At 74.6% G+C, this 12,828-nt stretch carries 10 protein-coding genes and 1 pseudogene; 4 read left to right on the forward strand and 7 right to left on the reverse strand.

The window, feature by feature from the left end; genetic code table 11:
• Positions 1-127: 127 nt before the first annotated feature.
• The gene (locus tag ACFWXO_RS09010; RefSeq protein ID WP_380399374.1) at positions 128-1,381 is read right to left on the reverse strand and encodes a threonine/serine exporter family protein; all 1,254 of its coding nucleotides are present in this window, start codon (positions 1,379-1,381) and stop codon (positions 128-130) included.
• A gap of 94 nt (positions 1,382-1,475) precedes the next feature.
• On the reverse strand, positions 1,476-2,162 hold the full coding sequence (locus tag ACFWXO_RS09015; RefSeq protein WP_380522920.1) for a Tat pathway signal sequence domain protein: 687 nt from the start codon (positions 2,160-2,162) through the stop codon (positions 1,476-1,478).
• Positions 2,163-2,443: 281 nt separating this feature from the next.
• Between ACFWXO_RS09015 and ACFWXO_RS09020 the strand changes: the two genes are divergently transcribed.
• Positions 2,444-4,036: an alpha/beta fold hydrolase gene (locus tag ACFWXO_RS09020; protein ID WP_380522921.1), complete on the forward strand. Its 1,593-nt coding sequence runs from the start codon at positions 2,444-2,446 to the stop codon at positions 4,034-4,036.
• A gap of 69 nt (positions 4,037-4,105) precedes the next feature.
• Here ACFWXO_RS09020 and ACFWXO_RS09025 read toward each other — a convergent pair whose 3' ends face one another.
• Positions 4,106-4,747: a DedA family protein gene (locus ACFWXO_RS09025; RefSeq protein ID WP_380522922.1), complete on the reverse strand. Its 642-nt coding sequence runs from the start codon at positions 4,745-4,747 to the stop codon at positions 4,106-4,108.
• A gap of 243 nt (positions 4,748-4,990) precedes the next feature.
• Here ACFWXO_RS09025 and ACFWXO_RS09030 point away from each other — a divergent pair, with 243 nt between their 5' ends.
• The 3 genes from ACFWXO_RS09030 to ACFWXO_RS09040 are packed head-to-tail and all read left to right on the forward strand — an operon-like array spanning position 4,991 to position 8,446.
• The gene (locus tag ACFWXO_RS09030) at positions 4,991-6,364 is read left to right on the forward strand and encodes an MFS transporter (RefSeq protein ID WP_380522923.1); all 1,374 of its coding nucleotides are present in this window, start codon (positions 4,991-4,993) and stop codon (positions 6,362-6,364) included.
• A gap of 25 nt (positions 6,365-6,389) precedes the next feature.
• The gene (locus ACFWXO_RS09035) at positions 6,390-7,070 is read left to right on the forward strand and encodes a response regulator transcription factor (RefSeq protein ID WP_380522924.1); all 681 of its coding nucleotides are present in this window, start codon (positions 6,390-6,392) and stop codon (positions 7,068-7,070) included.
• Positions 7,067-8,446: a sensor histidine kinase gene (locus ACFWXO_RS09040; protein WP_380522925.1), complete on the forward strand. Its 1,380-nt coding sequence runs from the start codon at positions 7,067-7,069 to the stop codon at positions 8,444-8,446. The genes ACFWXO_RS09035 and ACFWXO_RS09040 overlap by 4 nt, the downstream gene beginning before the upstream one ends.
• 20 nt (positions 8,447-8,466) lie before the next feature.
• On the opposite strand, the gene ACFWXO_RS09045 is transcribed toward ACFWXO_RS09040, so the two are convergent.
• From ACFWXO_RS09045 to ACFWXO_RS09060, 4 genes and pseudogenes are all read right to left on the reverse strand, one after another.
• Positions 8,467-8,838 carry a fic family toxin-antitoxin system, toxin component gene (locus ACFWXO_RS09045; RefSeq protein ID WP_380522926.1) on the reverse strand — a complete coding sequence of 124 codons (372 nt, stop codon included), beginning with the start codon at positions 8,836-8,838 and terminating at the stop codon, positions 8,467-8,469.
• Positions 8,839-9,005: 167 nt separating this feature from the next.
• A pseudogene (locus tag ACFWXO_RS09050) lies at positions 9,006-9,365 on the reverse strand (hypothetical protein); the annotation flags it as partial.
• A gap of 252 nt (positions 9,366-9,617) precedes the next feature.
• Entirely contained in the window at positions 9,618-10,574 is a 957-nt protein-coding gene (locus tag ACFWXO_RS09055; protein WP_380522927.1) for a TAXI family TRAP transporter solute-binding subunit, read from the reverse strand.
• A 119-nt stretch (positions 10,575-10,693) separates the two neighbouring features.
• On the reverse strand, positions 10,694-12,520 hold the full coding sequence (locus ACFWXO_RS09060; RefSeq protein ID WP_380522928.1) for a phospholipase C: 1,827 nt from the start codon (positions 12,518-12,520) through the stop codon (positions 10,694-10,696).
• Positions 12,521-12,828: the final 308 nt, after the last annotated feature.

Genomic DNA, 12,828 nt, shown 5'->3' on the forward strand with positions numbered 1-12,828 from the left:
GGCCGGCGGGCGCGCGCGCCGGCCGGGCGCGCGCGCCCCCGGCGGCGGCCCCGCGGGCGGGGCGCCGCGGCGGGCGCGCGGCGGCGGGGGGCGGGGGGGGCCGCGCCGGTCGGGCGTGCGGTGGGGGTCAGGCCCGGAGCTGGGCGACGGCGAGTGAGGGGCGCGGGATCCGGCTGATCACCGAGCCGATCAGGGTGCCGATCGACACCCCGAACACCGCGGACACGGCGGCCAGCACCGACTGGGCGCCGTTGCCGACCTCGATCTGCGCGGTGTTCAGCAGGCCGAAGGAGCCGGGCACCACGATCCAGAACGCGGGCAGGTAGAGCACCTGCCAGAGCGGTCCGCCGGGCAGCCAGTGCACCACGGTGGCCGCGACCGCGGCGCTGACGGCGCCCGCCAGCCCGCCTATCGCCGCGCCGTGGACCGATCCGACCACCACCTGCACGGTGACGCTGACCGCGATCACCGCGACGATCCACGGGATCGCCGGGGGAGGGGTGTTCACATTGACCACGACGCCGGCCACGGCGATCGCCAGCCCCACCGCGATCACCCACCAACTCGGCTTGGCCACCTGGATGTTGGCCAGCGCACTGGCCGGAACGCCGAGCGCGGTGGTGGCCGCCGCCACCCCGGCGAGGAACAGCGCCAGCTGCACCGCGCCGGACACCAGCCGGGCCGTCCCGGCGCTGGCGGCGCCCGCCGCGACCTCCGACAGCCCGGTGACCAGCAGTCCGCCCGGCAGCAGGATCGCCAGGGTGGCCACGATCGTGCGCAGCGGGCCCTCCAGCAGGCCGGCCCGGGTGAGCGACAGGACGAGCAGGGCCACCAGGAACCCGGCGGTGACCGGCAGCAGCGGGCGCAGCCGGGGCAGCCGACGGGCCAGGACGGTCAGGCCCGCCACGATCAGCGAGCCGGCCCCGGCGGCCAGCACGTTCGCCGTCACCGGCTGGAGGAACAGGCAGACGCCCACCCCGACCGGCAGCGCCCCCAGGTCCGCCACCCAGGCGGGCCAGCGGGCGGGGGCGAGCCGGATGGCGTCCAGCTCGGCCAGCGCCCGGGGGCCGTCCAGCTCGCCGGCACGCAGCCGGTGCACCAGGTGCAGGACGTCCGCGGTCTGCTCGAACCGCAGCGCGGCGCCGACCGGCGCGAAGCTGGTGGCCTCCACCGCGTCGAGGGCGACGAACAGGCCGTTGGTGAGCGCGGCGACCCGCACCTCGGGAGCCCCCAGTGCCCGTCCGAGCCCGCGGAGTTCCTCCTCGACCTCATGGACGGGAAGGCCCCCGCCCAGCAGGGCGTCGCCCAGTTCGAGCAGCAGGCGGCGGAGCGGGTCGGCGGGGGCCTCGTTGCCCCGGACCGGCGGAGACTTGCTAGACATGGCAGGTATCGTCCCATCCCGCCCGCTTGGGTCCGAATCTGCCCTGGTCTGATCGTTTCGTGCCGCCGCCGTCGGGCTGCCGCTGGCCCGGGGATCAGTTCACGTAGACCGCCGGGGCGCCGGACTGGCTGGTGTCGGCGACCGGGCCGTAGCTCGCCGAGAAGTAGCCGTCGCCGGGGCAGAGGCCGGAGCCGCCGCTCTTGGCGAAGTGCTCGTTGGTGAAGGTCAGGCTCTGGCCGCCGTTGTCGGCGGTGCCGGTGAAGGCTCCGCTGAGCCGGTAGGTGCAGGTGATGGTGCCGAACCAGCTGTTCAGGACGGCGGTGGCCTGGATCTGCCCGGCGCTGCCACCGGTCAGGGTGACGGGCAGGCCGGTGCCGTCGTCGATCGAGACGCCGTACGGCCGGGTGTCGACCGTCAGGCTCTGTACCGAGGTGACGCCGGTGACGTTGGCGGTGCAGGAGCCGAAGGTGAGGCCGGTCATCGACTCGGTGGCGGTGCCGGGGGCGGTCGGGTTGGTCAGCACGGTGGCGGACAGCTGGGAGGTCGCGCAGGTGACGCCGGTGGTGCTGGTGGCGGTGGAGTAGAAGGTGGCGGAGCCGCCGGCGAGCGTCGCGGCGAGGGCGTCGCCCGCGGCGACGGCGGCGCCGCCCGTGCTGCCGGTGGTGAGCACGGGGCCGGCGTCGTCTGCCGGAACCGCGGAGGCGGGGGCCGCGGCGGCCAGGGCGAGCGCGGCGAGTACGGTGAGGGCCAGGGGCGCGGTGCGGTGGAGGGGTGCGCGCATGGGAAAGCCTCTTCCTCGGTGAGGGGCGAGAAGGCGAACGTCCGCTGCTCCCAAGGGACTTCCGAGGGGCGGGGAGCGGGGGAGCTGACTCCGTTGTAGGACCGTGTCGGTGGGCCGTCAAGGCGCGGCGGAGAACTTGCTGACGATTCGTCAACAGTGGCGGACCGGGCCTGCCGGCGAGCTGTCAGTGATCGGAGAGCAGGATGTCAGTGCCCTGACAGTGGGGGCCGGAAGACTCCGTGGCGCCCGATCACATGATCAACAACGGAGAGAGCCCGCCCGTGCCCCGACCCCGCCCCCTCACCGCCCTCCGCACCACCACCCTCCGTGCCGCCGCGGCCACCGCCGCCGGCCTGCTGCTGGCCGCCCTCACCCCGGCCGCCGCCTCGGCCGCCGCGCCCGCCCCGCCGGTGCCGGCCCTGACCTGGACCAAGCCCTGCACCCCGGGCTTCCAGTGCGACACCGCCCAGGTACCGCTGGACTACCGCGACCCGCGCGGCCGCTCCATCGACCTGGCGCTCATCCGCCGCCCCGCCGACGACCGGGCGCACCGGATCGGCACCCTGTTCTACAACCCGGGCGGCCCGGCGATCCCCGGCACCCTGGCGCTGCCCTCCACCACCCAGCTGTTCCCCGAGGACGTCCGCCGGCGCTTCGACATCGTCAGCTTCGACCCGCGCGGCGTCGGCGCCTCCACCACCCTGCGGTGCTTCCCCGACCCGGGCGGCGAACAGGCCCTGCTCGGCGGACTCCCCGCCGGCTACCCGATCGGCGCCGAACAGCAGTCACGCTGGGCCGACACCTACGCGCAACTGGGCCGCCACTGCGCCGACAACGACGACACCGGCCTGCTCGCCCACCTGTCCACCGCGGACGTCGCCCGCGACCTCGACCTGCTGCGCCAGGCCGTCGGCGACCGCAGGCTCAGCTACCTCGGCACCTCCTACGGGACGTACCTCGGCGCCACCTACGCCAACCTCTTCCCCGGCCGGGTCCGCGCCATGGTCCTGGACAGCGCCGCCGACCCGGTGGCCTGGTCCACCGGCCGCACCCCGCAGGACCGCGCGCTGCCGCCGTTCCTGCGCACCGGCAGCGACCTCGGCTCGGCCCGCGCCCTGGACGACTTCCTCGACCGCTGCGGCGCCGCCTCCCCGGCCGCCTGCGCCTTCTCCGCGGGCAGCCCGGAGGCGACCAGGGCCAAGTACGCCGCGCTGACGGACCGCCTGGCGCACGGACCGCTCACCGTCGGCACCGGGGCGCAGGCCGTCACCTACGACGAGGCGAGCGCCGTCTCGGCCGTCGCGCTGCTGCTCTACTCGGCCCAGCCGCTGCCGCAGCTCGGGAGCCCCGGCTGGGCCGCCCTGGGCGGGCAGTTGCAGAGCCTGTGGACCGCCGCCGACACCCCGGCGGCACCCCTGCCGACCGGCGCGCAGCCCGGCCAGACGCAGGTCCTCGGCGTGCTGTGCGCCGACACCGTCAACCCGCCCGCCGGCGCCGACTACCCGGCGCTCGCCGACCTCGCCCGGGAGCGCTCCGGCGCCCTCGGCCCGTACTGGGTCTGGCAGACCCAGCGCTGCGCCGCCTGGCCGGCCGAGGCCGCCCGGGACCGCTACACCGGGCCCTGGGACCGCTACACCGCCGCGCCCGTGCTGGTCGTCGCCAACACCGGCGACCCGGCCTGGCCGTACGAGGGCTCCCGCGCGCTGGCCGACACCCTGGCCCGCGGCCGGCTGCTGACCGTCGACGGCCCTGGCCACAGCGTGCTCGGCAACCCGAGCGGCTGCGCCGCCGGCTACGAGGCGCGCTACCTGGTGGACGGCGACCTGCCGCCGCGCGGCCGGGTCTGCGCGCCGGACGCGCCGCCGTTCCGGTAGCGCTCGGTGACCGGCGGGCCTGCCCGATGGGGCGTGCCCGGATCGGTGACGGTCCGGGCACGCCCCCGTTCAGCGCTCCCCGCCGCCGTCCTCGTCCGACGGCTCGTGGCCGCGCGCGTGGTGGCGCCGCAGGAACCAGACCAGCAGCGCGACGGCGACGAGACCGGCGATCGTGATGGCGGCGACCCGGCCGACGGTGCCCTCCACCCTGGTGTACGCGGCCCCGGCGAAGTAGCCCAGCAGGGTGAAGCCGAAGGCCCAGGCCAGCCCGCCGAGGGCGTTGTAGAGCAGGAACCGGCGGTACGGCATCCGGGACATCCCGGCCAGCGAGGGCACCAGCGGGCGGAAGAAGGCGATGAAGCGGCCGACGAACACGGCGGCCGGCCCGCGCCGGCGGATCAGGTCCTGCGCCGTCCCGACCCGCTTCGCGTGCCGCTGCAGCGGGCGGGTGCGCAGGATCGCCGGGCCGAGGTGGCGGCCGATCTCGTAGCCGGCGGAGTCCCCGAGGACGGCCGCGCAGACCACCACCAGGATCATCCAGCCGAGCGAGACGCTGCCCTGGTGGGCGATGAAGCCGCCGAGGACGGCGGCCGTCTCGCCCGGGATGAAGAAGCTGAAGAACAGCGCGTCCTCGGTGAAGACCATGGCGCCGACCACCGCGTACACGACCGGGCCGGACAGTCCGCGCAGCCAGTCGGTGATCGCGTGCATCCGCCGCACCTCGCCGGTGATCGGTCCGCTTTCCGCCCCAATGTAACGCTTGTCCCCCGACCAGCCCCTGGTGGAGGCCCGGGCCGGCCCCCGGCGGAGGCCCCGGGCCCGCCCCCGGCGGGTGGGCACCGGGGGCGGCTTCCTTAGCGGAACGTAAGATCTGCGCGGCGCTCCTTGCCGCCGCCCCGCGGGCGGCGGCACGCTCTGGGACACCCACCCGCCGTACCAGTCCCCGGAGCCGCCATGTCCCCGTCCGCCGCCGTCCCGGCCGCCCCCGCTCCCCGCCCGCAGCCGCCCGGCGGGGACCGCGCCCGGCGGCGGCGCGCCCTGATCGGCGGGTCGCTGGGCAACCTGGTGGAGTGGTACGACTGGTTCGTCTACGCCAGCTTCGCCGTCTACTTCGCCGACGACTTCTTCCCCGGCAGCGACTCCACCGCCAAGCTGATGAACACCGCCGGCATCTTCGCGGTCGGCTTCCTGATGCGCCCGGTCGGCGGCTGGCTGCTCGGCCGGGCCGCCGACCGGCACGGCCGCAAGAGCGCGCTCACCCTGACCGTCACCATGATGTCCGCGGCCGCCGTACTGATCGCCGTCGCCCCGACCTACGCGCGGGCCGGCTACCTCGGCGCCGCCGTGCTGCTGCTCGCCCGGCTGCTCCAGGGCCTGAGCATCGGCGGCGAGTACGCGGCCAGCGCCACCTACCTCACCGAGGCCTCCGCACCGAACCGGCGCGGCCTCGGCTCCTCCTTCCAGTACGTCTCGATGACCTGCGGCCAACTCCTCGGCCTGGGCATCCTGATCGTCCTGCAGCACACCCTGACCAGCGCCCAACTGCACGCCTGGGGCTGGCGGTTGCCGTTCCTGCTCGGCGCCGTGCTGGCCGTCGTGGTGCTCTGGCTGCGCCGCCGGCTGCCGGAGACCGAGGCCTTCACCGCCGAGTCCGCCGGCCGGGAACGGGCCGACGCCCGCGGCACCCTGCGCAGCCTGTGGGAGCACCGGCGCCAGGCCGCCCTGGTGATGGCCCTGACCCTCGGCGGCACCGTCGCCTACTACACGTACACCACCTACCTGACCAAGTACCTGATCGGCAGCGCCGGGCTCGCCAAGAACACCGCGACCCTGGTCAGCTTCACCGCGCTCGCCGTGTTCGCCGCCGTCCAGCCGCTGGCCGGACTGCTCTCCGACCGGATCGGCCGCCGCCCGCTGCTGATCACCTTCGCGCTCGGCTGCACCGTCGGCACCTACCCGCTGATGACCGCCCTCGGCTCGGCCTCCGGCTACTGGTCCGCGCTCGGCCTCTCGCTCGTCGCCCTGCTCGTCGTCACCGGCTACACCTCGATCAACGCGGCCGTGAAGGCCGAGCTCTTCCCCACCCGGATCCGCGCGCTCGGCGTCGCGCTCCCGTACGCCCTCGCCAACGCGCTGTTCGGCGGCACCGCCGAGTACATCGCGCTCTGGTTCAAGAACAGCGGCCACGAGTCCGGCTTCTTCTGGTACGTCTCCGGCTGCGCGCTGGTCTCCCTGGTCGTCTACGTGCTGATGCCCGACACCCGGCACGCCGTGCTCGACCCCCGGGAGGCCCCGGCGGTGGCCGCCGCGGCGGAGCCCGTACGGTAGTCACCTCAATCCCGGGGAGGGCTCCGTGCACATGCTGCTGGTCGAGGACGACGACCGGATGGCGCAGGCCCTCGCCACCGCGCTCGCCCGGCGCGGCCACACCGTGCGCCGGGTGGTCCGCGCCGCCGAGGCGCTGCGGCACGCCCGGGAGGCCGAGTTCGTCCTGCTCGACCTCGGCCTGCCCGACCTGGACGGCCTCGACCTGCTCCGCAAGCTGCGCACGGTCTGCGCGGTGCCGCTGATCGTGGTCACCGCGCGCAGCGAGGAGCGGGACGTCCTCCAGGGCCTGCGGGCCGGCGCCGACGACTACGTGGTCAAGCCGTTCCGGATGGCCGAACTCATCGCCCGGATCGACACCGTGCGCCGCCGCACCGGCGGCGCCGCCCCCGAACCGGCCGACGGGCGGCGGCAGGTGCGCACCGGGGACGTCACGATCGACCTGGCGGCCCGCAGCGTGACCGTGGACGGCGCCGAAGTCCGGCTCACGCGGCGCGAGTTCGACGTGCTCGCGCTGCTCGCCGCGCAACCCGGCGACGTCCGCTCCCGCGAGGAGATCCTCGACCGGATCTGGGGCGACGCCTTCCTCGCCTCCTCCCGCTCGCTCGACGTGCACGTGGCCGGCATCCGGGCCAAGACCGGCCGGGCCGCCCTGCTCCGCACCATCCGCGGCTACGGCTACCAACTCGGCGCCCTGGACGGCCGGTGAGGCGCCGGCTGCTGGCCGTGCTCACCGCGCTCATCGGTACGGCCGTGCTGCTGCTCGCCCTGCCGCTGGCCGACTCCTACGCCCGCGGCCGCACCGAGCACCTGCTGCTGCAACGCCGGGCCGACGGCGTCCGCTTCGCCGAACTCGCCGACCGGATCCGCACCGACGCCGACCGCCGCGAACTCGACGCCGAACTCACCCGCTACGCCCAGCTCTACGGCGCCGCCGTGACCGTGGTCGACACCGTCGGGCACACCGTCGGCCGGGCCGGCCCGGCCCCGGTCGGCCCGGCCGCCCGGCAGGCCGAGGACCGCGCCCTGACCGGCCGCTCCACCGAGGCCCTGCCCACCGTCCTGCCCTGGGGGCCGGACACCGTGGTGCTGGCCGAACCGGTCGGCCAGGACGAACGGGTCGGCGGCGCCGTCCTGTTGACCGTCCCCACCGGCGCGGCGCGGCACGACGTGCTGGTCCGCTGGACGCTGATCGCGGCCGGCGCCGTCACCGCCTTCGGTGCCGCCGCGCTGGTCGCGGCCGGCATCGCCCGCTGGCTGCTGCGGCCCGTCCACGAACTCGACCGCGCGGTCGCCACCATGGCCGACGGCCGCTTCGAAGCGCGCGCCGCCGTCGCTGCCGCCGCCGACACCGGCCCGCCCGAACTGCGGCGGCTGCGCGAGCACTTCGACGGCATGGCGGCGGCGGTCGGTGAATCGCTGCGCCGCCGGCGGGACTTCGTCGCCGACGCCTCGCACCAGCTGCGCAACCCGCTGGCCACCCTGGTGCTGCAACTGGAGAACGCCGAGCCGTACGTCGAACCGGGCCCCGGCCGTACGGCGCACGCCCTCGCCCTGGACGAGGCGGACCGGCTGGGCGAGCTGCTGGACGGCCTGCTGGCCCTCGCCCGGTTGGAGGCGGCCGCCGCTCCGGTCGAGGAGCAGGACGTCTCCGCGGCCGTGGCCGAGCGGGTGGCGGCCTGGGCCCCGGTGTTCGAGGCGGGCGGCCCGGAGCTGACCGCCGACGTCGCCCCCGGGCTGCGCGCCCGCACCCTGCCCGACGCGGCCGGGCGGATCCTGGACGCCCTGCTGGACAACGCCGGCAAGTTCGTTCCGCCGGGCGCCCGCGTCCGGGTGACCGCCCGGCCCGGCCCGGACGGCGGCGCGGTGGTCCGGGTCCGGGACACCGGCCCCGGTGTCCCGACCGCCCAACTCCCCCTGCTGCTGGGGCGCTTCGCCCGCGCTCCGGAGCACCAGAACCTCCCCGGCACCGGCCTCGGCCTGGCCATCGCGGACGAACTCGCCCGGGCCGGCGGCGGAACGCTCACCGTCGCCGCGACGAGCCCCCACGGACTGACCGTCGAGTTCCGGCTGGCCGCGCCCTGAGCCCTGAGCTCCGCAGCGGTTCAGCGGTACCAGGCGCGGAGGGCCGTCGCGGTCTCCCGGACGTCGGCGCGCCCGTCCCGGATGCGGGCGGCGAGCTCGGTTGCGGCCTTCGGCCCGACGGTGACGGTGACGCCGGAGGCGGTGAGGTAGGCGGCGGCGACGACCGCGGCGAAGTGCTCGTTGCCGGACTCCAACGCCGGGACCCGGATGAGCTGGTGCATGAGCGCGGCCGCGCGCTGGTGCGGGCCCTCGTACACGGGGACGTCCATGACCTCGTCGGCGTGCCGGGCGACGGCGGCGCTGAGGGTGCCGTAGTCCGTGATGTCGGGGTCGGTGGGCAGGAAGCGGTGGGCGATGTCGAGCAGCCAGGCCCGGTCGATGCGCAGGATCACGCCGCGTCCAGGGCGGGTCCGCGCCGTCGGCGCGCGTGCTGTTCGGGGGCCTGGTGGAGCCGGCGCCGCTGCCCCGGCCGGACGTTCAACCGCATGAGGTGCAGCGTAGCCAGCCGTAGCGGCCGCTACCAAACGGGCTTGACGGCGCCTCGGCAGCGGCCCCGGGCTCACTCGTGGGAGCTGATCACCCCGCCGGTGCTGAGCACGATGTACACGCCGTTGGCGTCGAGCCCGGCGTCGTGCTGGTCGGACTCGACGGTGCCCATCACGGCGTTCCCGTGGCCGATGATGTCGGCGCGGTAGTGGAGTTCGCCGACCTTGGTGACCTTGGCCGTCCACCCGCCCGCCAACTGGAAGGTGCCCGGGCCCCGGTGGGCGCCGCCCGTCCAGGCGTGCACCGTGCCGTCCATCGCGAGCACCACGAACATGCCGTTGGCGTCGAGCCCGGTGTCCCGGCCGTCCGCCTCGATCGTGCCGAGCACCTGGCCGCCGTTGACGAGCTTGCCGACGTAGTGCAGGTCGCCGAGCTAAGGAGGAGCGCATCCGCGACCGATTCAGGTTCCATGACGCGACAGCGGAGTCCGTCATCCAGCACTACGCCGGTCAGGACCTCGTCGTCACGGTCGATGCCGCCGGTACGCACGAGCAGATAGCCGGGCGCGTGTTCAGCGCGCTCCACGGACCTGGCCGCTGACCGGGCTTCGGCGGGGTGAGCCAGCCGTCGGAGGGTGGGCGTCGGCCGCACGCCGTCAGGCCGGCGCGGGCCTGACGGCGTGCTGCTACCCGTACACCGAGCGGTAGTAGGCCGCCGCCCCCGGGTGCAGGGGGACGGCCCCGGTGGAGACGGCGAACCGGGGTTCCAGCCGGGCGCCGGCCGTGACCGAGCGCAGCAGGGTGGCCCACCGGTCGAAGAGGATGCCGAGCAGCCGCCGTACGGCGTCCTCGGGGACGCCCGGGCGGGCGGTCAGGTAGTTGCCGACGCCGAGGGTGGGGACGGGGCCGGCCAGGCCGTAGGCCCCGGCGGGCAGGGTGACGGCGGTGTACACCGGGCCGTAGCGCTCCCGCAGCAGCGCGGCGACGGCGTCCAACGGCACGAAGCGCAGCGGCAGTTCACGGGCCAGCGCGGCCACCGCGGGGGTCGGCACGCCGCCGGACCAGAACACCGCGTCCAGCGTGCCCGCGCGCAGCGCGTCCAGCGACTCGGCCAGTCCGAGGGACCGCTGCTCTACGGAGATCCCCGCCCGGCGCAGCAGCCGCCCGGCCGTCACCTGGTTGCCGGAGCCGACCGCGCCGGTGGCCACCCGGCGGCCCGCCAGGTCGGCCAGCTCGCGCACCGGCCCGTCGGTGGGGGCGAGCAGGTGGAGGTAGTTGACGTACACCCGGGCCAGCGCCGTCAGGCCGAGCGGACGGTCGAAGGTGTCCCGGCCCAGGACGGCGTCCTCGGCGACGTCGGCGGTGGTGAGCGCGAGGTCCACCGCGCCGTCGGTGAGCTGTCGCAGGTTGTCGACGCTGGCCGCGCTGCCCACCGGGGTGAGGGTGAGTCGGCCGCTCGCGTTCACGGCCTCGGTGAAGGAGTGCCCGAAGGCGTTGTACGGCCCGCCCTCGGGCCCGGTGGCCAGCCGCAGCGCGCGGGGCGGTGCGTCCTCGGCGGAGCAGCCGGTCGCGCCGCCCGCGGTGAGGGCCGCCACCAGGGCCGCGCCCAGCAGGGTGCGGCGGTGGGGAGCGCTGGCGGTCATGGCGGGAAGGGTAGCCGGGCCCGGGACGCGGCGGCAGATCGGCCCGGGAACGCGGACACCGCCGGGCCCTGGGAGCAGGACCCGGCGGTGCCGGGGGTGTTGCGCGGGTGGGCCGTGCGTCAGGCGCGGCGGCCGCGCTTGCGACGGGCCAGGAAGACCGCTCCGCCGCCGACCGCCAGCAGGGCGACGGCCGCGGCCGCGATCGGCCCGGTGTGGGAGTCGGCGCCGGTCTCGGCCAGCGGCGGGCCGGAGACGCTGCTGGTGGCCCCGGCGACGGCGGTGGAGCCGTTGGCCGAGGTCGCCGAGCCGGCCGGGGTGGTGGCGGAGGAGCCGCCGGTGGGCTGTCCGCTCGGGCTGTCGCCGCCGACCGGGGCGCCGGTGGTCGGGTCCAGGATCAGGGTGGCCGACTGCGGGTTCTTGAAGTCGAACATGCCCTCGATGGAGCCGGCGTGCTCGTCGAAGGAGGAGTCGCCGATCCGGCCGGTCTTCCAGTTGTCCTCGACGAAGCGCAGGACCGAGGTCTGGTCGGTCTGGGTGTGGTCGACGAAGTTGGCCTTGGCGTACGGGGAGACGACCAGCAGCGGCAGGCGCGGGCCGAAGCCGCAGCGGTCGGCGTAGCCGCCCCAGCCGGCGTCCTTGCCGCACTGGCCGGCGCCGCTCAGGCTGTCGTTGGCCGGGTCCTTGGAGCCGTTGACCGGCTCGGCGAACTTGTGGTCGTACCAGCCGTCCGAGTCGTCGTAGGCGATGACGACGGCGGTGGAGGCCCAGTCCTTGGACTTCTGCAGCTTGTTGACGGTGTCGACCACGAAGTGCTGCTCGTCCAGCGGGTCGGAGTAACCGGCGTGGCCGTCCTGGTAGTTGGCGGCCTTGAGGTAGCTGACGGCGGGCAGGTTGCCGTGCTGGAGGGCGGCGTCGAAGTCGGTCAGGTCGTACTGGTGGTTGGCCTGGCCGGCGTGGCCGATCTCCTCGACGTCCTTCGGAGCGAGGTGCTTCGGGTTGGCCGTGGACTTGTAGTACTGGAAGGGCTCGTGGTGCGGGTTGTAGTCGGTCTGCGAGGCGCCCACGATGTTCTTGTGCGCGGAGTCGCAGGCCGCCTTGCCGTCCTTGGTGCCGGTCGGCTTGAAGCCGCCCTGGAACCAGCCCCAGCTGACGCCCTTGTCGTTGAGCAGGTCGCCGACGTTCTTGCCGGTCATCACCAGCTGGTTGTGCGCGGGGCTGGAGCAGTCGTCGTAGCCCGGGTCCGGGTCGTTGATGACGGTGCCGATGCCCTTGGCGTCCGGGGAGGCCACCACGTAGGCGTCGGTGGTCTGCTGGCCGGTCTTCGGGTCGACCGGGTAGCCGCCGTGGGTGTTGCCGGTGACCAGGTTGATCGCGCCGGGGGTGGAGGGCCCGTAGTTGGTCCCGAAGGAGTTGTCGCTCATCGCGAAGTGCTGGGCGTAGTTCCAGTAGCCGGTGACGGTGTTGCCGTCGTAGTAGTCCATCACCAGGCCGGGCGCGGTGTACATCGGAGCCTTGCAGTTCTCGATGTCGGTGTGCTCGACGAACTTGTCCATCTTGCCGCCGTCGAAGGCGAGCTGCTCGTCCTTGTAGGTGTGGTCCTGGTCGCAGGTGACCGCCTGGGACGGGCTCAGCCGGACCGGGTTGTTGCGGTTCGGGTTCTTGTGCAGCAGGTCGTCGCTCAGGCCGTCCACCTTGGGGGTGTCGGGCTTGGCGGTGAACTTCACCTTGTCGTCGGCGGTGTTGGCCGCGTTCGGGTAGGTGCCGAAGTAGTGGTCGAAGGAGACGTTCTCCTGGAATATCACCACCAGGTGCTTGACCGGGGTGGCGGTCTGCGGGTCGTCGGCGGCGAAGGCCGCGGGGGCACCGCCGAAGGCGGTCAGCGAGGCAGCGCCGATCAGGCCGGCACCGTAGCGGAGCCACCTGTTGCGGGAGGGAACTGCGGGCATGGTCGGATCCTCGACGTCATCGTCATGTGTGTCAGAAGTAGGGGCCGTGACGCGCGTAGCACGAGCGGCGCGGCGGCTAGACGCTAGAGCGTAGCGGTGAACACGGTTGACGAGTGCATGTGAACACGCGGTAAATCGCCGAGGTACGGAACTCTTCGCCCGGACTGCCGTCGGGAAGACAAGTCCGTTGAATGCCCCCCGAATCCGACGAATACGGGACGTCTTCCGACGGTTTCCGGCCAGAAATGTCGCTTCCGTCCCGGCCGGGGCCGCTGACGGGCCCGGCACGAAACCGTGGTCGATCTCAC

This window comes from Kitasatospora sp. NPDC059088, from assembly GCF_042738155.1.
GTDB lineage: Bacteria > Actinomycetota > Actinomycetes > Streptomycetales > Streptomycetaceae > Kitasatospora.

Coding starts and splice junctions, on each gene's coding strand:
- ACFWXO_RS09015 (WP_380522920.1), bottom strand. CDS start 2,162: ATGCGCGCACCCCTCCACCGCACCGCGCCCCTGGCCCTCACCGTACTC.
- ACFWXO_RS09010 (WP_380399374.1), bottom strand. CDS start 1,381: ATGTCTAGCAAGTCTCCGCCGGTCCGGGGCAACGAGGCCCCCGCCGAC.
- ACFWXO_RS09060 (WP_380522928.1), bottom strand. CDS start 12,520: ATGCCCGCAGTTCCCTCCCGCAACAGGTGGCTCCGCTACGGTGCCGGC.
- ACFWXO_RS09025 (WP_380522922.1), bottom strand. CDS start 4,747: ATGCACGCGATCACCGACTGGCTGCGCGGACTGTCCGGCCCGGTCGTG.
- ACFWXO_RS09030 (WP_380522923.1), top strand. CDS start 4,991: ATGTCCCCGTCCGCCGCCGTCCCGGCCGCCCCCGCTCCCCGCCCGCAG.
- ACFWXO_RS09055 (WP_380522927.1), bottom strand. CDS start 10,574: ATGACCGCCAGCGCTCCCCACCGCCGCACCCTGCTGGGCGCGGCCCTG.